The 21,599-nt window shown below is 68.0% G+C and carries 27 protein-coding genes; 10 read left to right on the top strand and 17 right to left on the bottom strand.

Annotation, left to right across the window (positions count from 1 at the left end):
- Positions 1-27 precede the first annotated feature (27 nt).
- The 6 genes from ABD260_RS12090 to ABD260_RS12065 all read left to right on the top strand — a co-directional run bounded on the left by ABD260_RS12090 (position 28) and on the right by ABD260_RS12065 (position 6,117).
- Positions 28-1,284, top strand: coding sequence for an extracellular solute-binding protein (locus ABD260_RS12090; protein WP_344233529.1), 1,257 nt, complete (start codon positions 28-30; stop codon positions 1,282-1,284).
- Positions 1,275-2,171, top strand: coding sequence for a carbohydrate ABC transporter permease (locus tag ABD260_RS12085; protein ID WP_344233528.1), 897 nt, complete (start codon positions 1,275-1,277; stop codon positions 2,169-2,171). Before ABD260_RS12090 ends, ABD260_RS12085 begins: the two co-directional genes overlap by 10 nt.
- On the top strand, positions 2,168-2,986 hold the full coding sequence (locus tag ABD260_RS12080; protein ID WP_344233527.1) for a carbohydrate ABC transporter permease: 819 nt from the start codon (positions 2,168-2,170) through the stop codon (positions 2,984-2,986). The genes ABD260_RS12085 and ABD260_RS12080 overlap by 4 nt, the downstream gene beginning before the upstream one ends.
- Positions 2,987-2,994: 8 nt before the next feature.
- Positions 2,995-4,050: a hypothetical protein gene (locus tag ABD260_RS12075; protein ID WP_344233526.1), complete on the top strand. Its 1,056-nt coding sequence runs from the start codon at positions 2,995-2,997 to the stop codon at positions 4,048-4,050.
- Positions 4,051-4,131: 81 nt separating this feature from the next.
- Entirely contained in the window at positions 4,132-5,646 is a 1,515-nt protein-coding gene (gene lnt, locus ABD260_RS12070; protein WP_344233525.1) for an apolipoprotein N-acyltransferase, read from the top strand.
- 3 nt (positions 5,647-5,649) lie between these two features.
- A complete protein-coding gene (locus tag ABD260_RS12065) occupies positions 5,650-6,117 on the top strand; it encodes an FxsA family protein (protein ID WP_344233524.1) in 468 nt (155 codons plus the stop codon).
- Here the strand turns inward: ABD260_RS12065 and ABD260_RS12060 are convergent.
- From ABD260_RS12060 to ABD260_RS11980, 17 genes are all read right to left on the bottom strand, one after another.
- Positions 6,101-6,484: an OsmC family protein gene (locus ABD260_RS12060; protein WP_344233523.1), complete on the bottom strand. Its 384-nt coding sequence runs from the start codon at positions 6,482-6,484 to the stop codon at positions 6,101-6,103. The two genes, ABD260_RS12065 and ABD260_RS12060, sit on opposite strands and share 17 nt — an antisense overlap.
- Before the next feature lie 57 nt (positions 6,485-6,541).
- Positions 6,542-7,045 carry an SRPBCC domain-containing protein gene (locus ABD260_RS12055; protein ID WP_344233522.1) on the bottom strand — a complete coding sequence of 168 codons (504 nt, stop codon included), beginning with the start codon at positions 7,043-7,045 and terminating at the stop codon, positions 6,542-6,544.
- 62 nt (positions 7,046-7,107) lie between these two features.
- A complete protein-coding gene (locus ABD260_RS12050; protein WP_344233521.1) occupies positions 7,108-7,401 on the bottom strand; it encodes a gas vesicle protein K in 294 nt (97 codons plus the stop codon).
- Positions 7,398-7,577, bottom strand: a complete 180-nt coding sequence (locus ABD260_RS12045) for a gas vesicle protein (protein WP_344233520.1) — start codon at positions 7,575-7,577, stop codon at positions 7,398-7,400. The genes ABD260_RS12050 and ABD260_RS12045 overlap by 4 nt, the downstream gene beginning before the upstream one ends.
- A complete protein-coding gene (locus ABD260_RS12040; protein WP_344233519.1) occupies positions 7,574-8,332 on the bottom strand; it encodes a GvpL/GvpF family gas vesicle protein in 759 nt (252 codons plus the stop codon). The genes ABD260_RS12045 and ABD260_RS12040 overlap by 4 nt, the downstream gene beginning before the upstream one ends.
- Positions 8,325-8,657 (bottom strand): gas vesicle protein, encoded by a 333-nt coding sequence (locus ABD260_RS12035; protein WP_344233518.1) that lies wholly within the window; start codon positions 8,655-8,657, stop codon positions 8,325-8,327. The genes ABD260_RS12040 and ABD260_RS12035 overlap by 8 nt, the downstream gene beginning before the upstream one ends.
- A gap of 6 nt (positions 8,658-8,663) precedes the next feature.
- Positions 8,664-9,053 (bottom strand): gas vesicle protein GvpO, encoded by a 390-nt coding sequence (locus tag ABD260_RS12030; protein WP_344233516.1) that lies wholly within the window; start codon positions 9,051-9,053, stop codon positions 8,664-8,666.
- Positions 9,054-9,059: 6 nt separating this feature from the next.
- On the bottom strand, positions 9,060-9,293 hold the full coding sequence (locus ABD260_RS12025) for a gas vesicle protein GvpG (protein WP_344233515.1): 234 nt from the start codon (positions 9,291-9,293) through the stop codon (positions 9,060-9,062).
- A gap of 2 nt (positions 9,294-9,295) precedes the next feature.
- The gene (locus tag ABD260_RS12020) at positions 9,296-10,054 is read right to left on the bottom strand and encodes a GvpL/GvpF family gas vesicle protein (RefSeq protein WP_344233514.1); all 759 of its coding nucleotides are present in this window, start codon (positions 10,052-10,054) and stop codon (positions 9,296-9,298) included.
- The gene (gene gvpJ, locus ABD260_RS12015; protein WP_344233513.1) at positions 10,051-10,545 is read right to left on the bottom strand and encodes a gas vesicle protein GvpJ; all 495 of its coding nucleotides are present in this window, start codon (positions 10,543-10,545) and stop codon (positions 10,051-10,053) included. The genes ABD260_RS12020 and gvpJ overlap by 4 nt, the downstream gene beginning before the upstream one ends.
- Positions 10,546-10,602: 57 nt before the next feature.
- The gene (locus ABD260_RS12010; protein WP_344233512.1) at positions 10,603-12,180 is read right to left on the bottom strand and encodes an SRPBCC family protein; all 1,578 of its coding nucleotides are present in this window, start codon (positions 12,178-12,180) and stop codon (positions 10,603-10,605) included.
- A gap of 6 nt (positions 12,181-12,186) precedes the next feature.
- Positions 12,187-13,395, bottom strand: coding sequence for a hypothetical protein (locus ABD260_RS12005; RefSeq protein WP_344233511.1), 1,209 nt, complete (start codon positions 13,393-13,395; stop codon positions 12,187-12,189).
- A 224-nt stretch (positions 13,396-13,619) separates the two neighbouring features.
- Positions 13,620-14,405, bottom strand: a complete 786-nt coding sequence (locus tag ABD260_RS12000; protein ID WP_344233510.1) for a GAF and ANTAR domain-containing protein — start codon at positions 14,403-14,405, stop codon at positions 13,620-13,622.
- A 45-nt stretch (positions 14,406-14,450) separates the two neighbouring features.
- Positions 14,451-15,245, bottom strand: a complete 795-nt coding sequence (locus ABD260_RS11995; RefSeq protein ID WP_344233509.1) for a sigma-70 family RNA polymerase sigma factor — start codon at positions 15,243-15,245, stop codon at positions 14,451-14,453.
- Between the two features lie 103 nt (positions 15,246-15,348).
- The gene (locus ABD260_RS11990) at positions 15,349-15,840 is read right to left on the bottom strand and encodes a DUF6328 family protein (protein ID WP_344233508.1); all 492 of its coding nucleotides are present in this window, start codon (positions 15,838-15,840) and stop codon (positions 15,349-15,351) included.
- 65 nt (positions 15,841-15,905) lie between these two features.
- The gene (locus tag ABD260_RS11985) at positions 15,906-17,054 is read right to left on the bottom strand and encodes a GDSL-type esterase/lipase family protein (RefSeq protein WP_344233507.1); all 1,149 of its coding nucleotides are present in this window, start codon (positions 17,052-17,054) and stop codon (positions 15,906-15,908) included.
- A gap of 85 nt (positions 17,055-17,139) precedes the next feature.
- On the bottom strand, positions 17,140-17,511 hold the full coding sequence (locus tag ABD260_RS11980) for an RNA polymerase-binding protein RbpA (protein ID WP_130448290.1): 372 nt from the start codon (positions 17,509-17,511) through the stop codon (positions 17,140-17,142).
- A 256-nt stretch (positions 17,512-17,767) separates the two neighbouring features.
- Here ABD260_RS11980 and ABD260_RS11975 point away from each other — a divergent pair, with 256 nt between their 5' ends.
- The 4 genes from ABD260_RS11975 to ABD260_RS11960 are packed head-to-tail and all read left to right on the top strand — an operon-like array spanning position 17,768 to position 21,584.
- Positions 17,768-19,132, top strand: coding sequence for an efflux RND transporter periplasmic adaptor subunit (locus ABD260_RS11975; RefSeq protein WP_344233506.1), 1,365 nt, complete (start codon positions 17,768-17,770; stop codon positions 19,130-19,132).
- Positions 19,122-19,814 carry an ABC transporter ATP-binding protein gene (locus ABD260_RS11970; RefSeq protein ID WP_344233505.1) on the top strand — a complete coding sequence of 231 codons (693 nt, stop codon included), beginning with the start codon at positions 19,122-19,124 and terminating at the stop codon, positions 19,812-19,814. Before ABD260_RS11975 ends, ABD260_RS11970 begins: the two co-directional genes overlap by 11 nt.
- Complete coding sequence (locus ABD260_RS11965) at positions 19,814-21,043, top strand: ABC transporter permease (RefSeq protein ID WP_344233504.1); 1,230 nt, start codon at positions 19,814-19,816, stop codon at positions 21,041-21,043. Before ABD260_RS11970 ends, ABD260_RS11965 begins: the two co-directional genes overlap by 1 nt.
- 10 nt (positions 21,044-21,053) lie before the next feature.
- The gene (locus ABD260_RS11960; protein ID WP_344233503.1) at positions 21,054-21,584 is read left to right on the top strand and encodes a hypothetical protein; all 531 of its coding nucleotides are present in this window, start codon (positions 21,054-21,056) and stop codon (positions 21,582-21,584) included.
- Positions 21,585-21,599: the final 15 nt, after the last annotated feature.

The raw sequence follows: 21,599 nt of genomic DNA, 5'->3' as shown, positions 1-21,599 counted from the left end.
CCGAAGCCGATCCAGGAGATTACCGCCATGCGCCGTTTAGCCGGCCTGGCAGCCGCAGCCCTGCTCTGCGTCACTGCCGCCTGCGCTCCGAGCAACTCCAACGATTCCTCGTCCTCGTCGTCCGGCAGCAAGGTCACGCTGTCGGTCTGGGGCTGGGGCCCGGCGGAGAACTACCAGAAGATGTTCGACCAGTACGAGAAGGAGAACCCGAACGTCCACATCGAGGCCCGGTCCTTCACCGCGGCCACGGAGTACGACACGATCCTGTCCACCGGTCTGGCCGGCGACAGCGGTCCGGACCTGGCCTGGCTGCGCCCCGGTGCGCAGTTGCAGCCGCTGGTCGAGGCGGGCCGGCTGACGCCGCTGACGACCGAGCAGGTCCCGGGCCTCAAGGATTTCGACAAGAACGTGCTGCGGGCCGCGACCGGCGACAAGGACGGCAAGGTGTACGGCGTCCCGTTCGCCGTCCAGACGCTGCAAGTCGTGTACAACAAGAAGATCTTCGCCGACAACGGCATCCAGCCGCCGAAGACCTGGGCGGACATGACGGCCGCGGCTGACAAGCTGAAGGCGAACAAGATCATCCCGTTCGCGTTCGGTGGCAAGGACGACTGGGTGCTGCCGATCGCGGCGAGCATCTTCGGTACGTCGCAGTGGGGAGGCGACGCGTTCCTGGCCGACGTGAAGGCGAAGAAGAAGAAGTTCACCGACCCGGCGTTCGTGGCCGGTATCGACGAGCTGAACAAGCTCAAGCCGTACTTCCCGGACAACGTGGCCGGCGTTTCGTACACCGACGCGCAGATCCTGTTCTCGTCCGGCAAAGCAGCGATGTACCCGGGTGGCCTGTGGGAGCTCGGCTTCTTCGGCAAGAACGCGCCGAACGTCGAACTCGGCGTCTTCACCCCGCCCGCGCCGGCCGGTGGAGAGGGCCTGCTGCCGGGCTTCACCGACGGTTCGTACGGTGTCAGCGCGAAGAGCAAGCACCAGGCCGAGGCGCTCAAGTTCGAGTCCTGGCTGGCGACCAAGCAGTACGGTCAGCTGTACACCGACACGCTCGAGCAGCTGTCCGCCGTACCGGGTGTGGAGCCGAAGGACCCGCTGCTCAAGCAGGTCTCGACGACCTTCGGTGAGCACGGCGCCGCGTACTTCATGAACGAGTTCGCGTACGGCAACCCGTCCTCGCAGACCGTGTTCTCGAAGGCGTTGCAGGAGATGCTGCTCGGCCGGATCACCGCGCAGGAGGCTGCGGCACGGCTCGACAAGAGTGTGGCCACATGGCTCTGAGTGGCACCAGGCGGAGGGCGGCGTACCTGTTCGTCGTCCCCGCCTTCCTTCTCTACTCCGTCTTCGTCGTCTATCCGCTGTTCACCGGCCTGACCTACAGCATGTTCGAGTGGAAGGGCACGCTGCGGTCCACGTTCATTGGGCTGTCCAACTATTCGCACCTGTTCACCGAGGCGTTCCGGAACGAGCTGCTGTCCGCGCTCGGGCACAACTTCCTGCTGCTGGCCGGGACGATCCTGGTCCAGAACACCCTCGGCCTGGCGTTCGCGGTCGCGTTGTTCGCCGTACGCCGTGGCAAACGCGCTTTGCAGACCATGTTCGCGCTGCCGTACCTGGTCAACCCACTGGTCATCGGTTATCTGTGGACGTTGTTGCTCAGCCCGACGTTCGGTCCGGTGAACTCGCTGCTGCGCAGTGCTGGTCTCGAGTCGCTCGCGATGCCGTGGCTGGGTGACCCGAAGTCCGCGCTGCTGACCGTGATCCTGATCAACACCTGGCAGTGGGTCGGTTTCCCGATGCTGCTGTTCAGTGCCGCGCTCGGCGGCATCCCGCCGGAGTTCAACGAGGCCGCGCGCACCGACGGCGCCAGCTCGTGGAAGGTGTTCTGGCACATCACGCTGCCGTTGCTGCGGCCGGCGATGGCGACCGTCACCATCCTGAGCTTCATCGGCTCGATGAACGCGTTCGCGCTGATCTACGCCCTCGGCGGTTCGAACGGCGCACCGGCCGGTTCGACCGACGTCCTCGGTCTGCTGTTCTACCGGACCGCGTTCGCCTCGGGTGACGTGAACGCGATCGGGACGTCGTCGGCGCTGGCGGTGTTCATGTTCGCGTTCATCTTCGGCTCGACGCTGGTGCTGCAGCGCGTACTGAGGAGCCGCTCGTGACCCAGTCGAAGGCGATCTGGGTCAAGGTCCTGCTCTGGGGGTACGCCGCCTTCTCGATGTCACCGCTGGTGGTGATGCTGATCAGCTCGCTCCGTCCGACCGCCGAGATCTTCGACAAGCCGCTCGGGCTGCCGACGCGGCCGAGTCTGGCGAACTACTCGAAGGCGTGGACGGAGGCATCGTTCTCGACGTACGTGGTGAACTCGGTGGTCGTCGTGGTCGCCGCTGTTCTCCTCGGTGCGGCGGTGTCGTTGCTGGCGGCATACCCGCTCGGCCGGTACGTGTTTCGCGGGCGGTCGCTCTTCACGGCGTACTTCATCGGTGGCATGACGCTGCCGGCCCACCTCGGCGTACTGCCGCTGTTCTACCTGTTGCAGAGCATGGGTCTGGTGGACTCACGGCTCGGACTCGTGCTCGTGTACGCGGCCGGGTCGATTCCGTTCAACGTGTTCGTCCTGACCGCGTTCTTCCATCAACTGTCGGACGAACTGGACGAGGCGGCGTCGCTGGACGGAGCCGGTATGTTCTCGACCTTCTGGCACATCATGATGCCGCTGGTCCGGCCGGCGATCGCGACCATCGTGGTGTTCCAGTTCGTGCCGATCTGGAACGACTTCTTCTATCCGCTGGTGCTGATGCGGGACGAGAGCAAGCTGACCTTGCCGGTCGGCCTGACGCACTTCTTCGGCGAGTTCCAGAACGACTGGGGCACGCTGTTCGCCGGGCTGGTGATGACCACGATCCCGCTGGTGGTGTTGTTCGTCCTGGCCACGCGCCAGATCGTCGCCGGCCTGACCGCCGGCATGAACCGATGAGGGCCTGAGTGTCTTTTACAATCGCTGCCTTTTGGCCGCCTCCACCGCACGAGACCACGACCGAGCGGTACCAGGAGATCGCCGACGCCGGGATCGACCTGGTCATCACCGGCAACTACCTGAGCGACCGGACCATCCTGAAGCACGCACTGACCTGCGCGCACCGGACCGGGCTCGGGATGCTGGTCGCCTCGGACCCGCGGGTCGACGTGGTGATGAAGGACCTGGACCTGCCCGCGGAGCAGACCCGTGAGCTGATCGGCAAGGTGATCGACGACTACGCGGGTCATCCGTCGTTCCGGGGCATCAGCCTGATGGACGAGCCGTACCCGGAACGGTACGAGCGCCTCGCGGTCGGCGTCGCCGCGGTCCGGGATCGCGGACAGCTCCCGTACGTCAATCTCTTCCCGAGTCACGCGACGGGGGAGTACGACGAGTACGTCGGTGGTTTCGTGGACACGGTCAAACCCGCGCTGGTGTCCTTCGACCGCTACCCGTTCCTGGCGGACGGGGCGTACGACGAGGGGTACTTCGGCGATCTGGCCGTGATCCGCGAGCACGCGACACGGGCCGGCGTACCGGCGTGGCTGTACATCCAGACGCTCGCGTACGAAGGGCACCGCACGCCGAACGCGGCGGAGATCGCCTGGCAGGTGAACACTGCCCTGGCGTACGGGTACACGGGCATCCAGTACTTCACGTACTGGACCCCGGATCCGTCCCGTGGTGAGAGCTTCGAACCCGCCTTGCTGCACGACGGCTTCCGGACCGATCGCTACGAGGTGGTCAAGCAGCTCAACAACGGCTGGCTCCGGCCGGTCGGCAACGAGCTTTCCGGTTTGGCCTGGCGCTCGGTCCGGCACACCGACGCGGCGGTGGTGGGGGAGTACGGCGACCGCCACCTGCTCGTGTGCAACGCCAGCTTCGAGACGGCGAGTGAAGTCACGGTGAACGGTCCGGTGACCGCGTTCGATCCCGCGACGGGCTCGTACCAGGAGTCCGCGCCGACTTTCACGCTCGAACCGGGAGCCGCCCGGCTGCTGCTGACCGGGGATGGTCGCTGACTGGATACATTGGCGCCGCCACGACGTTGTACGGTCGTGCGACCGGCGTCCGCCGGTTCGTGAGGACAAAGGGGTTACCGCGTGGACCGGTTGAAGGCTCTGGGGCGGCTGCTGCCGAGGATCGCGGTGGCTGCGCTGGGCGGGGCGGCGCTGGCGTTCGCGTTCGCGCCGCACAACTACCCCTGGCTGACGATCGTCGCCGTCCCGCTGCTGCTGGCGGCGCTGACCGGGATCTCGATGAAAGCCGGCTTCCTGGTCGGCGCCGGCTTCGGGATCACGTACTACGCGGTGATGGTGCCGTGGCTGAGCGTGATCGGCGGCGACGCGGCGATCGCGCTGGCGATCCTGGAAGGGCTGTTCTACGCGGTCTTCGGGCTGTTCGCGACGCGGGTGCTGAAGCTGCGGCTGTGGATGCTGTGGATTCCGTGTCTGTGGGTCGCGACCGAGTTCGCGACCGCGTCGGTGCCGTTCGGCGGGTTCCCGTGGGGGCGGCTGGCGTGGGCGTTCGCGGACCAGCCGCTCGGCCGGCTCGCGGCGTACGTCGGCGTCGCCGGACTGAGCTTCGTGGTCGCGCTGCTCGGCGTCTTCGTGTACGCGGTGCTGCGCCGTACGAGCGGTGTGCCCATTCGGGCGATGGCGCTGGTCGCGGGCCTGGTGATCGTCTTCGGGAGCTCGCTGATCCACCTGTCGAACGCGAGTGACGGGAAGACCGTCAAGGCGGCGATCGTGCAAGGGAACGTGCCGGGCAAGGGCCTGGAGTTCCTCGGCCGGGCGCGGACGGTGACGAAGAACCATCTGAACGCGACCCTCGAGCTGGAGAAGGCGGTCCAGGCCGGCAAGGAGCCGAAGCCGGATCTGGTCATCTGGCCGGAGAACTCGACGGACATCGATCCGTACAAGGACGACGAGACGCGGGCGGACATCGAGCAGGCGGTCAAGGCGGTCGGCGTACCGATCCTGGTCGGTGCCGTCACCGAAGGACCTGGGCCGAACGAGCGGCAGACCACGGGCATCGTCTGGGACCCGGACACCGGCCCCGGGCAGCGGTACGCGAAGCGGCATCCGGTGCCGTTCGGGGAGTACATCCCGTTCCGGAAGCAGTTGCTGCCGTACATCAAGCGGCTGGAAATGATCGGTGCGCAGACCATCCCGGGGAAGGGTCCAGGGGTGATGCCGATCCGGGGCGTCACGTACGGCGATGTGATCTGCTTCGAGCTCGCGTACGACAACGTGATCCGGGATGTGGTGAAGGGCGGCGCCCAGGTGCTGATCGTGCAGACGAACAACGCCACGTACACCGGGACCGGTCAGCCGGAGCAGCAGTTCGCGATCACCCGGATGCGGGCGATCGAGACCGGCCGCGAGGTGCTGATCGCCTCCACCAGCGGGATCTCCGGCGTGATCCGGCCGGACGGCACAGTCGAGCACAAGTCGGCCGAAGGTACCCGGGACGTGTACGTCGCGGACGTGCCGCTGAAGACCGGCCAGACGCTCGCCACCAAGCTCGGCGGCTGGCCGGAATGGGTGCTGAGCGGTCTTGGACTGATCGGGCTCGTGCTGGCCTGTAACACTGGTAGGAGTCGCCGGAAGGGGTAGGACATGCCGTGGTTGCTCGGATTGGCTCTGCTGAGTGTGCCGGTCGTGGAGATTCTCGTCATCATCCAGGTCGGTCACCTGATCGGTGGCTGGCCGACGATCGGTCTGCTCGTCCTGGAAAGCCTGGTCGGCGCCTGGCTGGTCAAGCGCGAGGGTCGGCGGGCCTGGAACGCGCTGCAGGGCTCGCTGCAGTCGGGGAAGCTGCCCGGGCGTGAGCTCACCAACAGTGCGCTGGTGCTGATCGGTGGCACGCTGCTGATCCTGCCCGGATTCGTCACCGACGTACTCGGGCTGTTCTTCCTGCTGCCGTTTACGCGGCCGCTGGCCCGGCGCGTCGCCGATCGCTACATCAGCCGCCGGACCGCGAACCTGGCGCCGGCCGGTTTCACCCCACCGTTCATGCCAGGCGCGACTCAGCCGCGGCCGTCCAGTGGCGATGTGATCCAGGGCGAGGTCATCGACCCGAAGTAACCGCTTCGAACACGAGGGTCTTGGTCAAGGTCCTCCGCACCGGCGAGGCCTCGAGCCGAGCCAGCACGGCTTCGCGATGTGGCTCGGCCGCCGGTCCCAGCTCGACCTGATAGCGGAAGCGGGTGACGGTTTCCTCGCGACCGAGGTCGACGCTGACTTTGAGGTGCTCGTCGTCGACGCCGAGCTCGGTCAGGAACATCCGCCCGGAGATCGTCAGGCAGGTGGCCAGCGCTGCTTCGAGGAGCTCGTGCGGGCGCAGTCCTGCCGTACCGCCGATGCCGTTCTTCTGGGTGTCGGCGACGCCCTCGTTGCCCGCGGCCCGGAACCGTACCTGCCAAGGCTGTGTCAGTGCCACTGCTTCGACCATGGCTCCGAGCCTAAGGCAGGTTTCATATTGCGAGACTGTTTGTCTCGCTGGATGGGCCTAGGCGCCGCCGGCCGTGGGTGGGATCTGCCAGCGGGCGGGGTGCGCCGGGAGGCGGCCGCCGATGAACTGGTGGAGCCGGTTCAGGGCTGTCGTCCAGAACATGTCATAGCTCTCGACCAGGTCCTGGGGGAGTCCACCGTGGGTGAGGATGAGGTGGGCGTCGTGCGCACCGGGCACCACGTCGACGAGCACAGTGCTCGGCTGGTGCGGCGGTGCGTCCCAGGTGGCCTGGAAGTAGTGCGGCGGCACGCAGGTCGTGACCATCCCCGTCTGCTGGTCGGTGTGCTGCCCAGGTTCGAGTGCGTTGACACCGGTCGACACGGTGAATCCACCGTACTGGGCGTCGCTCATGATCGTTGCCCCGAGCCATTGACTGAGCAACCCGGGCCTTGTCACCACGCTCCACAGGCGGTCCGCGTCACAGTCCAGCGTCCTGACATACCTCAACTGCGGGACCCGGCCCGGGCCGGCCACCCGCATCCGCTGTTCTCTGGTCGCCATACACCCCTGGTGCCCATCCCACGGCCGGCTCAAGCACCTGTTTCCGGCCGGCGGAAAGCGGTTCACGGGTCGAGGAGCGTGCCGAGCGGCCCCAGGTCGAGGTTCAGGTCCTGGGGAGTGAGGTCGTAGCGGTCGCGGAGGGTGGTGACGGCCTCGTCGAGGTGCATCAGGCCGAGGCCGAGTTGCTCGATCTGCTCCGGGGCGAGGCCGCCGTCGTCGATCCGGCGGACGGCCTGGCGTTCCATCAGCTGGCGGATCAGCTCGATGATCGTCAGGACCAGGCGGAACAGTTCGCGTTCGACCGTCTCCGGATCGGTTTCGATGCGTTGCGGCAGGCTGCGTACGTGGTCGGTCATCGTCCCTCCGATCGGGCCAGCGAGTCGTCGGTGATGGTGCGGATGAGGGCGGCCAGCCGGATCTCGACCAGGTCGATGCCGGACAGGGAGATGATCACATCGCCCTCCAGGACGACACCCGTGCCGAGCAGCCGGTCCAGGAGGTCGACCAGCGCGATCGGCTGCGTCGTGGTCACGCCGACTCCAAGGACGTGAACGAGTACGGCGGCCAGGGCCCGTCCAGCGTCAGCCGGACTGCCGGACGCCGGGCGGCGAGCTCCGCAACCGCGGCCCGGAACCGCCCGGCCGAGCGATCGTCCACCAGGTAAGCGCCGTTCAGGATCATCGCCTCGGTGTACCCGGTCAGCCGCCGGTCCTGCGGCGGTAGTCGCCGGACGGCATCGGCCGCCTGAGCGAGTTCGCGGTGTACGTCGTCGGCAACTGCTTGCGCGTCGACGGCTGCCCGGCGTTGACCGTCCAGTTCTGCCCGGCGGCGCATCAGGTACGCCGTACCGGATTGCGTTGCTGGTTCCGGTTCCTCGGCTTCTTCAGCTTCGGTGCGGAGGAAGGCTTTCACGGTCCATTCGCTGCGGCCGATGACTCGATCCAGGGCCTGGGTGAGTTCGTCGTACAGGGAGACCAGCCGGGCCTGGACCGCCTCGTCGGTGCGGCAGATGGTGGCGAGGCGGAACGGCGCCACCGCGCCTGTCGCGGACCAGGCCGCGCGGACGACGCGGTCGTGGTCGCGGGCGACCTGTTCCAGCCAGCCGAGGTCCTCGAGATGTTCGCGCAGCGGCGCCTCGCCGAACTCGTCCAGGTCGACCGTGCTCACGATCGCGCCCAGTTCCTGCCAGCGGACTATTCGCAGCGGCGCGTCGCGGAGGCCGTGGACGTCGCCGAGGTCGCCGGTGATGCGGCCGGCCGCGTAGATGTACGAGCCGAGGTCACTCACCGGTGGCCTCGCCCTCGCTCTTGCCCTCCAGTTCCTCGACGCGGCGGCGGAGGCGTTCGAGCTCTTCCTGGTTGTCGCCGGCGGACGCGGACAGCATCGGGTCGCGGGTCCACCAGTCGATGCCCATCTCGGTGGCCTTGTCGACCGACACCAGCAGTAGCCGGATCCGGATCGTCAGCAGCTCGATCTCCAGCAGGTCGACCCGGATGTCACCGGCGATCACCACGCCCTTGTCCAGCACCCGTTCCAGCAGGTCGGCAAGACTCTCCGGCTCCGGGCGGGTCATGCCGTACCCGCCGGCGGGCCGGCGGTCCAGTGTGGTCATCGTCAGTCACTCCTCGAAACGTCCGCGCACGTACCGGTTGAGCCGGCGGTAGGAGATAAGCTGTCCTTTGCCGTCGGCAACCAGTTCGTAGATCGCGAGGATGTCGGTGGTTTCCGGGATCCGGTGCGACTCGACGACTTCCACCTGGATCTTCCAGTCGTCGTGCTCGCGATCGACCGCGACGACACCCTCCGGCGGTTGCCCGATCAACTCACCAAGCTCGCCCGCCGCTCGCAACACGACCTGCTTCAGCGGCAACCGACCATCCTTCGCGGCGGCCGTCTGACGGGGCGCACCGTCGGTTGCGGAGGCCGTCTTCCGGGTCGTACCACCGTGCTGTTCTTCGGCGGGGGCCTTCTTCCGGGGTGGTTGGGTGGTTTTGCGGGGCGCGGGCATCGTGGATCACTCTCCGGTTCGTCCTTCGATCAGCCGTCCGATCAGGTCCTCCTCGAGCGCATCCGCTTCGGCGTCGGCGAGTACGCCACTGCGCCGCAGCCGGTCGATGTCGTCCAGCTGGGTACGGATCCGGTCCGGGTCGTAGTACTCGCGGAGTGCCTGGTCCCGCAGCTTCTCCGCGATCGCGACAGTCATCCGGAGCGGTGCCAAGGGCAACGTCAGTACGCCGAGAAGTCCCATGATCAGATCTCCGTCACGAAGTCGTACGGCGCCGTCGGGCCGACGAGCTTCAGCCGTACCCGCCCCGCCAGCGCCCGCGCCACGCCCTCCGCCGCGCGATCGAACTCGCCCCGCCGCTCGTCGTCGACCAGGAACGCCGCGTCCGCCAGCCGGTCCGGGCTGTTCGCACCGGTACGGATGCTGTGCGCTACCGCGTGCTCCGCGATCGGCCCGAGCACCACCGGTACGTCGGCTTCACGTTTCCGTTCGAACGCGGCCGCGACGAGTTCGCCCAACCGGAGCCGTGCGTTGAGCGTCGTGTCGTCCGGCGCATCGCGCGTCTGCCGGCTCAGCTCGGCGATTTGGGGGTCGTCGGCAACGATCTCCCGTAGCACCTGGTCCTCTTCGTACCTGGCATGCAGGGTGAACTGGGAGCGGCCGCGGACGCTCTCCAGCAGACCGATCAGGTGGTCCTGGGCCGCGTCCAAGATCTGCGCCGCGGCTTCGGAGCGGCCCGTCACCATTGTGCCGAACCGCAACGGCACCACCGGCGCCACTTCGGCGACCGCGTCGAGCACCTGGCTGTGCGCCAACAGCTGCTCGCGGCGGCCGATCCGTTCCTCGGCGCCGAGCCCGGTGACGATCGCGCCGAGCCGACCGTCACGGACCAGCTCCACCGGCCGGCCGCCGATCCCGGGCAGTCCGTCCGGCAACTTCGTGTCCTCGAAGGTGACGCCGTACACGTAGCAGACCTCACTATCCGATGCGTTCAGTCCGGTCATTCCGAGGACCTCCGGCTTCGGCGCGCGGAGTCCGCGGGCCTGCGCCGCGGCCGGCGCTCGGGCTGCTCTTCACGCTCGTCTTCATCCTCGTCCCGGCTGCCGCGGCGTGAACGCTGCTGGGAATCGTCGTCGTCGCTGCCGAGCAGTGCTTCCTTGGCCGAGTCCTTCACGCCGCTGAGAATGCCCCGGGTACGTCCACGCGCGCCCCCTTGCTGCATGTCCTGAACCGCCTCGGGGAGCGACTCGCCACCCTGCTGGTACAGATCCAGCCGGTTGGTCGCCTCAGCGAAGCGCAGGTACGTGTCCACGCTCGCGATCACGATCCGGGCGTCGATCGTGATCAGCTCGATCCCGACTAGCGACACCCGAACGTACGCATCGATCACCAGCCCTTTGTCCAGGATGGTGTCGATCACGTCGGCCAGACTGCTCGGCGCCGGCCGTTCGAGATACCCACCAGACCGCCGCTGCCCCGCCGCCGAAACCGTCATCAGTCATCTCCGTCCTGTCCGTCGTTCCACCAGCCGTGATCCCGCACCGGGTGCCGGTCATCGCCGGCTCCGCGCCACGTTGTCGTCCTCGTACTCGTCCTCGTCGTACTCCTCGTCCCACTCGTCATCCGGCTCCGCCTCACCGGCTTCGTCCTCGGGTTCGTCGGCTTCGTCCTCGGGTTCGTCGGCTTCGTCTTCCGGTTCGAGCTCGTCGTCCTCGTACTCGTCCTGATCAGCGTCGTCGTACTCGTCCGCGTCCTCTGCGTCCTCCGCGTCGTCGCCGTCGTCGCCGTCGTCGGCGTACTCGCCGTCCTCCTCCGCGTCGTCGTACTCGTCCTGCTCGGAGTCCGCCTCGTCGCCCTCATCCGACTCGTCTTCGTAGTCGTCCTCGGGTTCGTCGCCCTCGTCCTCGTCTTCGTCGCGCTCGGCGTCGGCGTCCTCGTCCTGATCCGCGTCCGCCTCGTCGTACTCGTCCGAGTCCTCCGAGTCCTCGGCGTCGTCGGCGTCGTCGGTGTCCTCCGGGTTCTCTTCCTCGTCCTCGGGTTCATCCGGACCGCGGACGACTTCCGAGTCGTGGATCTCGCCGCGCCAGCCGTCGACCTCATCGGGGTCGAGGATCGTCCGGGTCATCACGTGCCGGCGGAAGTGCTTGAGCTCCGCCCGGGCCCGCCGGCCCTGTGCCCGCCACAGGTTTCCGGTCCGCTCGAACAGCCCCTGCGGGTAGTACTCGAGCACCAGCAAGATCCGCGTCAGGTTCGGCGCGAGCTCGTGGAAGGTCACGCACCCGTCCACATGACCCTTCTGACCGGACGACCGCCACACGATTCGCTCATCCGGTACCTGGTCGACGATCGTGGCGTCCCAGCGGCGGTGCGACCAGACGATCTTCGCCCGCCAGACCAGCTTCTCCTCGGACTCCTGCTCGACGCTCTCGACCTTCTTCATGAACCCGGGAAAGTCCTGGAACTGCGTCCACTGGTTGTACGCGACATCAACCGGCACACCGACGTCGATCTGCTCGACGATGTTGGTCGCCTTGGTCGCACGTCCGCCACCCGAACCACCGGAGTCACCGGAATCCCCACCGGTGAGCTTCTCGGTTACGTCGGACACTTTGTCCTTGATCCCGGATACGCCGCCCTTGATCGCCCCGCCGATCATCGACCCCTTGACTCCACCACCGCCAAGAAGCCCGCCGCCGCTCCCGAGCCCTTCTTCGGCGACGCCGGTCAGCCGATCAGTCAGCCCGCCGACCTTGTCACCGACCACATCAATAGCCCGCTCCGCCACCGCGATCAGCGCGTCCCCCAACTCCTCCCGCAACCGATCCACCGGCAACTCTTCCAGCAACGACACCCCCTGCCCGCTGTCACCGCCCCGCTCACGACCACCGTCGCCCCGCTCACGACCACCGTCGCCGCGCTCACGATCACCGTTGCCGCGACCCCGACTGCCATCGCCCCGCTGACGATCACCGTCGCCACGGCCCCGGCCGCTGTTGCCGCGTCCCCGGGCGCCATCGCCCTGCCGACCTCCGTCGCCACCGCGCTCCCGGTGCTGCCGGTCGCGGCCGCGCTCGTCGTCCCGGCGCTCGTCTCGCTCCCGGTCCCGCTCTCTCGCACGTTGGGCTGCCATCGCCGATCACCCACGCTTCCGGGCAGAACCGCTAGCGGTCTTCTTCGCCGTACTCTTGCTCGCGCTCTTCTTGGCAGCCGGCCTCCGCGACGTACTCGTCTTCCGCGCCCCCGCGGAGCTCGAACCAGCCCGCTTGGAGGCAGCGCTCTTCGAGGCAGCCCGCTTAGAGGTAGAACCACCAGAACCGGAACTCGCAGCACTGGTCCGCTTAGCACCCGACCGCGCCGCCCCGGCCCCCGACCGCCCCGAGCCAGAACTGGAGCCCGACCGCCCCGAGCCGGAGCCGGAGCCCGAGCTGGAGCTGGAGCTCGCCCGCTTGGAACCGGAACTGGAACCCGAGCGGCTGGAGCTCGAGCCGCCAGAGCTCGCCCGCTTGGAGGTAGCGCGCTTCGAAGCCGCCCGCTTGGAAGCGGAGCCACTCGCCCCGCCGGACCGTCCAGAGCCACCCGACTCACCGGAGCCACCGGAGCGGGACCTGCCAGAGCCGCTGGAGCCACCGGAGTCGCCGGAGTCGCCCGAGCCGGACCTGCCAGAGCCGCTGGACCTGCCGGAGCCACTGGAGCCACTGGAGCTGGTGGACCTGCCGGAGCTGCTGGAGCTTGAGCGGGTGGAGCTGGAGGTCGGGCCTCGACTGGCTGACTTCTTTGCGGTCTTGCGGGCGGGGCGTTTTTCGGTTCTCGGCGCGGCAGCACCCCTCCGGCTCTCGCGCCGTCCGGAACTCCTCGCCTCGTCCGCACCCGTCTCGTCCTCATCGGACCGGCCCGCGTCTTCATCTTCCGAGCCCACGTCCTCCGGGCCCTCTTCGTACTCGTCGTCCTCGGGCGCCGACTCGTCCTCGTCGTACGAGTCCTCGTACTCCTCATCCGAGTCGTCGTACTCGTCCTCGTCCGCGTCATCCGCCTGCTTCCCGTACCGAATCCGGTCGGTGCGGTCGTGGATGGAGTTGGTGACCCGATCCAATTGATGAGCGGCAGCCGCGACAGCTGCTTCGCGGCCCGCGTGCACGAGCTTGGATTTGAGCTGGTCGGAGAGCCGGGACAGTTCGGGGTTCTGGTCGATCAGGTCGCCGAGCTGCCGGCCGAGGTCGCGTGGATTGGTGGCGATGCGTTTTCCGGCCAGGGCGCCGCCGACCAGTACAGCCATGCGGAGCTTCTTGGTCCGGCCGAGGAGATAGCCGCTCGCGATCGCCGCCGCGACTTTCGCGGTCGTATTCATCGAAATTCCCTGCCCCTCACGCGATGGCCCGGAAAGTGTTCTTCCCGTGCTGTGCCGGGCCTCGCGGTACCCGGGGGGTCAGGCCCGAAACGCGCCGCGCGTAAAACCGGAACGCAGAAGTCCGGTACGCATTCGTAGCCTCACAGAATGCATTCGGAATGCGCTGGTTTCATTCATGCGCTCGATTTAGCAAGAATGCACGGCGAGGGATTTCGGCGGTGAAATCAGCTGTTTGGCAGGCGCCTGGTGTCGATCAGGCGCTGGGCGACTTCGCGGAGCTTTGTGTTGGTGTCCTGCGAGTACCGGCGGAGCACTTCGAAGGCGAGGTCGCCGGTCAGGTCGTACCGCTCCATCAGGATGCCCATCGCCTGGCCGACCAGTTTCCGGGCGTCGACCGCGACCTTGAGGTGCTCTTCGCGCCGGGCGGTCGCGACGGCGACGGCGGCGTGCCGGGCGAGGATGTGCGCGATCGCCACCTCGTCCGGCCCGAACGCGTCCGGCACCTTGCTGTACAGCCCGAGCACCCCGACTGCCGCGTTCCCGGTCCACAGCGGTACGTCGAGAATGCTGCGTACGCCGAGCTCGAGCACCTTCTTGGTCCACTCGGGCCATTGCTGCAGCCGGACGGTGTCCGGGATCTCGACCGTCGTCCGCTCTCGCATGCACTGCAGCAGCGGCCCGTCGCCGCCACCCATCTGAAAGTGGTAGATCGCGGCGACGGCCGGGTCAGTTGCCGCGGGCACCTCGCCGTGACCGCCCTTGCTGCTGAGGGCGACGCCGGCGTAGTCGCAGCTCAGCGCCTGCAGCGCGTACTCGACCACGGTCTCGACGGTCTCCTCGACCCCGATCGCCTCGTGCATCTCGAGCGCCAGCCGGGCGAAACTCTCCGCGGTCTGGTCAGGGTCGACCCCTGCCGGATGCACGGCCGCCGGCACCACGGCGAGGTCCGCCGTCAGCTCCGCTGTCTCTGGGTCACGTCCGCCGATCTCCGTCACCCTTTCATCATGCATCGCGCCTGCTCGCAGGCCCAGGTACAACCGCTGGACGAAGACCCATCAGGCCGACAGCGCCAGCTGCAGCCGGCCGAGGATCGCGCGCAGCAGCCGCGACACCTGCATCTGGCTGACGCCGATCTCGTTTCCGATCTCCGCCTGGGTCCGGTGATCGACGAACCGCCGGCGCAGGATCAGCTGATCACGATCCGGCAGGTCCTGGACCACCGGCTGCAGCGCATGGATCTGGTCCACGAGCGCGTACGTGTCCATCGGATCGGCCAGCTGAGTCACCACGCTGCGCGTACTGCCGTCCGCCGCGGGCTGGGCGTCCAGCGAGTTGGGCTGGAAGCAGCCGCGGGCTTCCTCGGCCTCGATGATCTCGCGGATGTCGACGTTCAGCGCTTCGGCCAGTTCGCGGTTGCTCGGCCAGTGCCCGAGGTCGACCGCGAGTGTGGTCTGGACCGCATTTACCCGGGACTGGATCTCCTGCAGCCGGCGCGGCAGCTTGATCGCCCAGGCGTTGTCCCGGAAGTGGTGCCGGATGCCGCCCCGGATCGTCGGCACGGCATACGAGCGGAAGTCGGAGTCATCGCTCGGCTGATAGTTGCGTACGGCCCGGACCAGGTGCTCGAAGGCGATCTGCTCCAGGTCCTCGGTGTCGACGCCGCGTCCCCGGTACCGGCGGGCCAGCGTCCGGGCGAGCGGTACGCCCGCGACAATCGCCTCGTCGAGAAGTGCTTCGCGCCGCCGTCCGCGGGCGGCGTGGGCCCGGCGGAGCAGAGTCTCCAGCTGGGCGGACTGTGCGGCATGGGTTGCTCGCGTACGGGAAACGCGGACCGGACTACTCGTGGTCATTGCGGGTTGTCCTGCCTGTCGCAGCCCGGTCAAGCGCGGCACGTGGTTGTACCACTACCGGGACACCACTTGGGTACCCGGCCGTAATCGTCCGAATCGTCGCTCAGTCCGCTTGTTTCCGGTTCCGCCGCACCCAGGCTGGGATCAGTACCCAGAAGACGACGAACCAGAGCAGTACGCCGGCCACGATCACGACCGAAACGGTCCGTGGCAACGCGACGTCCAGCGCGATCAGTACGCCACCGCAGATCGCGACGACCAGGAACGCCATCCCGGCGCGCGCGAGCCGGTCGGTGATCACGACGAGCCGGTCACGCAGTCCTTGCCGGTAGAGCACCCGGTGGAACGCGACCGGTGCGAGGAAGAGCGCGACGGCCAGCGCGGCGGCGACCAGCGTGCACGCGTACACGACGTGGGTGAAGTCGTCGGTGGTGTCGAAGCGGTTCTGGAACGCGATCCCGAGCAGGAACGCGAACAGGATCTGCGTACCGGTCTGAACGAGCCGTAGTTCCTGGAGCAGCTCGTTCCAATGCCGGTCGAGTCGCTCGCCGGAGTCCTCGTCCTTGCGTTGATACCCGAGCATGCCGCCGCGCATCCGCTCAGCCTTCCTTCGGTGTCCTCTCTCGCGGTACCCGGCGGAAGGCCCTGGGACACACCGGCCTATCCCGGGAACGGCCCGGCGAAGGCGTGCTGGACGAAGCGATCGGCCATCAGCTGATGGGTGAGGGAGTCGGGGTGCAGGTCGTCGGGGAGCGGGTTGGCGGCGTTGTCGGCGGTGCCGTACAGGGTGCGGCCGTCCAGGTAATGCAGCCGCGGATCGGTCTTGGCGCGTTGTGCGACCACCCGAGCCAGCTCGTCGCGGATCACCGTCAGCGTGAGCTTGCCGGCCGGTACTTCCTCGGGGTTGCCGGTGGCGGTGAAGCGGAGCTGCCCGGCGGCGAGGGCGGACAGATCCCAGCCGGTCGGGCCGGGCGTGTCCTCGTGGATCGGGCAGAGGATGGGGGAGACGACCAGCAGCGGCGTGTCCGGATGGCCGTCGCGGATCGTGTCCAGGAAGCCGTGCAGCGCCGGCGTGAACGAGCGCAGCCGGAGGCTGTCGGTATTGACGATGTTGATGCCGAGTTTGACGCTGATCAGATCGGCGGGCGTGTCGCGGATCGTCCGGGCGATGAACGGCTGCAGGAACGCGCTGCCGCCGAGGCCGAGGTTGATCAGCTCGACACCGGCGCGCGCGGCGACGAGAGCAGGCCACGTACCGGTCGGGTGCTGTGCGTTCGAACCGTGACTGATCGAGCTGCCGTGATGCAGCCAGGTACGCCGCGAGGTCGGAACCGGCTCGGCCGGCGCGTCGGCACGAAGCGCGACCAGCTCGGCGGTCTCGTCATGCGGTAGCCAGATCTCGACGGTCTTCGGCGCGTCGGCCAGGCCCTCGAAGCGCAACGTCGACGGTTCGCCTGGGCGGGTCTCGGTGGTGCCGGTGACCAGGTCGATCGTGATCACGTCACCGCCCGGCGCGCTCGCCTGCGCGGTCAGCTGCCCGTCGACAAGGAGGTCGTACACACCGTCCGTACGCGCCGGGGCGCCGATGTAGTCACGTTTCGTCGGCAGGGTGTCCAGCTCGATCACGGTCGCCTGAGTCCTGAACACGAGCCGCACTCCGGACGGCTGTGACTCGACCAACGACATCTGCCCGTCGTCGTACTGCGCCCGCGCCCAGGCTGGGAGGCGATGGGGGAGGACGCCGCGCGCGGTCGGCTCGAGATCGAGGGCGCCGCGGAGCAGATCGGTGCTGATGGGGATGGTGATCACTGCGCTGAACCTCTCAGGCCGCTCGGGGTTTCGGGACAACAAGAAGCCCTCACCGCGCCATTGCGGTGAGGGCTTCGAGTACGGATCAGGCCGTGCGCTTGGTCCGGTGCAGGTGTGCGGGGCCGATCTCGCCCTTGCGGAGCAACTCGACCCGCTCGGCCAGCAGCTCCTCCAGCTCCGAGATGCTCCGGCGCTCGCGCAGCATGTCCCAGTGCGTACGGGCCGGCTTCTCCTGCTTCGGCTCCGGCTTCTCGCCGGTGGACCGGGCGGCTTCGCTGCCGCAGTGCGGGCACTCCCAGACCGCGGGCACCTCGGCGTCGTGCGCCATCGTCACCTCGACCACGTGCCCCCGGGGGCAGTCGTACGTGATCATCTGGCGCGGGGCGAACTCGACACCGCGGTCATCCTCGAAGCTGACCCCACCCAGCCCCGAACCACGCAGTACGCGATTAGACATGTCAAACCTCCGAGATCGTCATCCGTGCCAACGGTCGGCCGGCCCGGATCATTCCCATTTTGGCATGTCCGAGCCATATGTACGCACCTGACAACACCGTCGTCACCGGCTGTCATCACTTGTTCACAAATTACGGTGTGTCGCGAGGCGCCCTCGTGCGCCCGTCGTACGACGTCCCGAAGCGGCATCCGGTTCACAGACAGTTGCCAGGAAGCGCGGATCTCTTCCTCAGCAAACGTGCTTAACGTCACCGACCATGGTGCTACCCCGCCACAAGCTCCGTGGCCTCAGCTTCGTGAACGTGGCCCTGGTGGCCATGGTCGCGGTCATCGCTCTCACCGCGTACTTCCTGTTCTTCAAGAAGGACCCGCCGGCCGCCGGCGCGACCCGGCCGTCGGTCGCGGTGGCTCGCGGCGAGGTCATCGCGAGCGTCAGCTCCAGCGGCACGCTGCAGAGCTCGCAGACCGCGTCGCCGCAGTTCGAGACGTCGGGCACGGTCACGCAGGTGCTGGTCAAGGTCGGGCAGGTGGTGGCCAAGGGCGCTGCGATCGCGAAGATCGACCCGTCGGCGGCGGAGCGGCAACTCCGGATCGCGCAGCAGAACCAGATCGCGGCGGTGAACTCGGTCACCGCGGCCGAGGAGACGCTGGGCGACGCCCAGGACGCGCTCGACGCGGCCGAGGAAGCCTCGGCCTCACCTTCACCGACACCTACCTCCGGGGGTAGTCAGCAGAGCCAGTCTCAAGGTCAAGGGCAGAGTCAGAGCCCGCAAGTTGCCGTCAGCAACGCGGAGGCGAGTCTGGCCAAGGCGAAGGCGGACAAGGAGCAGGCCGACCAGAACGTCGAGGCCGCGCAGGCGGCGGTGGACGCGACCACGCTGAAGGCGCCGATCGCCGGGACCATCACGGCGATCAACGGGTCGGTCGGCTCGGTCTCCGGCGGGTCGAGCTCTGGTGCGTCCAGCTCGGGCAGTGGGTCCAGTTCAAGTACTGGGAGCAGCGGGCAAGGCTCGACCTCAAGTCAAGGTTCAGCCTCCACGAGTACCGGCTTTGCCGACATCGCCGACCTGAAGACGTTGCAGGTGGTCGCCGCCTTCGCGGAGGCGGACGCGATCAAGATCAAGGCCGGCCAGTCCGCGACCGTGAGCTTGAACGCCGAGCCGGGTACGACGTTCACCGCCTCGCTGGCATCGGTCTCGCCGACTCCGACCACGACGAACGGAGTCGTCTCGTACTCGGCCACGTTCAGCCTCGCGAAGCTGCCGGCAAACGCGCGGATGGGGCAGACGGCCAATGTCACGGTGCAGACAGCGAAGGCGGCGAACGCGTTGTACGTCCCGAGTACGGCGATCAGCACCAGCGGGTCGACGTACACGGTGACCATGGCGAACGGCGGCGGCACGCGCGAGATCAAGGTCGGGGTCCGCGGCGACAGCTTCACCCAGGTCATGTCCGGGCTGAACGAAGGCGACCAGATCGAGCTGCTGCAGGGCGCGATAGGCGGCTCGCAGGCAGGACAGTCAGGTCAGGGGCGGACGGGTCAGCAGGGCGGCGGTCAGTTCCCGGCCGGTGGTCTCGGGGGCGCTGGGAATGGTGGCGCGGGTGGTTTCCGTGGCCGCTGATGCCCTGATCGACATCCGGGAGGTCACCAAGACGTACGGCAGCGGCGAGACGGCCGTGCATGCGCTTCGGGGCGTGTCGCTGCAGGTCCAGGCCGGTGAGTACGTGGCGGTGATGGGATCGTCCGGGTCCGGCAAATCCACTTTGATGAACATCCTCGGCTGCCTGGACGTGCCGTCGCGCGGGGAGTACTGGCTGGATCGCAGCAACGTCGCGCGGCTGAGCGAGGACCAGCAGGCACTCGTGCGCGGCCGGAAGATCGGCTTCATCTTCCAGTCGTTCAACCTGATCCCGCGGACCACCGCGCTCGCCAACGTCGAGTTGCCACTCACGTACGCGCACCTGCGCCGGGCCGAGCGACGCCGGCGCGCGGGGCGGGCACTGGAGCTGGTCGGCCTCGCGGACCGTACCGGGCACCGGCCGAACGAACTGTCCGGCGGCCAGCAGCAGCGCGTCGCGATCGCCCGCGCGCTGGCGACTGGCCCGCGGATCCTGCTCGCCGACGAACCGACCGGCAACCTGGACGCGCACTCGACCGAAGAAGTACTCGCCATGTTCGACGACCTGCACGCGGACGGCCGGACGATCGTGGTGATCACGCACGAGCATGAGGTGGCGGCGCGGGCGCGGCGGCTCGTACAGGTGTCCGACGGCCGGATCGTGGCCGACGAGGTGACCCGCTGATGTCGCCACGCGACCTGATGGGCGCCGCGCTGCGCGGGCTGACCGCGAACAAGCTGCGCTCCTTGCTGACCGTCCTCGGCGTCTCGATCGGTGTCGGCGCGGTCATCGTGCTGGTTGCGGTCGGCAACGGTTCGGGCAAGGCGGTGCAGTCGCGGCTGGAGGCGATGGGTACGAACTTGCTGACCGTCTCCACGACCGGCGGCGGTGGTGGATTCGTCCGTGGACAAGCCGGGCCGGCCAACCAGCAGTACAGCCTGACGCTCGACGACGCGGCCGCCCTCGCGGACAAACGGCTCGCACCGGACGTGGCGTCGGTCGCGCCGGTGATGACCAGTTCCGGTACGGCCACCAACGGTGACACCAGCTACACCGTGAACCAGGTGATCGGTACGACCCCGGAGTACCTTCCGGCGACGAACACGCCCGTACAGATCGGGCAATCGTTCACCCAGGCGGACGTCGACGCGTCGCGGCGGGTGATCCTCCTGGGCCAGACCGCTGCGACCGAACTGTTCACCCGGCCGGCGTCCGCGGTCGGCCGGACGATCAAGCTCGGCGCAGTCGACTTCACGGTCCTCGGCGTACTTGCGAGCAAGGACAGCACCGGCTTCAACGATCCGAATGCGACCGCGATTGTTCCGATCACCACGCTCCGCGCGACGCAGGCCGGGTACGGGGCGTTGAGCCAGATCGTCGTACAGGCCGCGGCCACGGACCGGGTCGACACTGCGCAGGCTGAGGTCACTCAGCTGCTGACGGCGCGGCATCAGGTGCCGGCGACGGAGACCTCGCCGTTCCGGATCACCAACTCGGCGCAGATCCTGCAAACCAGCCAGGACACCGCCGCGACCTTCACCGCGCTGCTGGCCACCGTCGCCGCGATCAGCCTGGTCGTCGGCGGGATCGGCGTCACCAACATCATGCTGGTCACGGTCACCGAACGGACCCGCGAGATCGGTATCCGCAAAGCGCTCGGCGCGCGGCGGCGGACGATCCTCGGCCAGTTCCTGATCGAGGCGACGCTGCTCAGCCTGATCGGCGGGGGAGTCGGGGTCGGAGTGGCGCTGATCGTCACCCGCTTCCAGTTGGCCGGCGTGCAGCCGGTGCTGGTGCCGTCGTCGATCGGACTCGCGCTCGGCGTGTCCGCGGCCGTCGGCCTGTTCTTCGGCAGCATGCCGGCCCACCGAGCCGCCGGCCTCCGTCCCATCGACGCACTACGACACGAGTAGGGGTCCTTTGATGAGTAACCAGACGCCGGACGAGTTCGCCCAGATCGGCTCCGACGAGGAGGTCGAGGCTGCGCTGAAGCCGAAGAAGACCCTGAATTTGCCGCTGGCGACGGCAATCCTGGCCGGGATCGTGGTGCTGGCCGTCGGTTTGGCGGGCGGCGCCGGTCTGCACTCGGCTTTCGCCTCGGACAGCACCTCCAACCAGCCTCAGGCCGGTACGCGTGGTGGGGCCGGCGGGTACGGCTTCCGCGGGTACAACGGTGCTCCGAATGCTCAAGGTGAGCGGCAGTTCCCCGGCGGTCAGGGCACCGTCGGCACAGTTGTCTCCGCAAGCGCCTCCGAGTTGGTTGTGAAGACGCAGTCCGGGAACGTCACCGTCAAGCTGACCGGCGCCACCACGTACGAGATCACCACCAAGGGCACCGCCGCCGACCTCAAGTCCGGCGAACAGGTCGTCGTCACCGGCCAATCCGCCAACGGCACCCTGACCGCCACCACCATCCGCCAAGGCACCTTCCGCGGCACCCCATCCCCGCGATAGCGGTCCGCCTGGCGG

Origin of the sequence: Kribbella hippodromi, assembly GCF_039531045.1 — a bacterium.
GTDB lineage: Bacteria > Actinomycetota > Actinomycetes > Propionibacteriales > Kribbellaceae > Kribbella > Kribbella hippodromi.
Note: the sequence above shows the minus strand (reverse complement) of the source record. Positions and strands in the feature narration are given on the sequence as shown.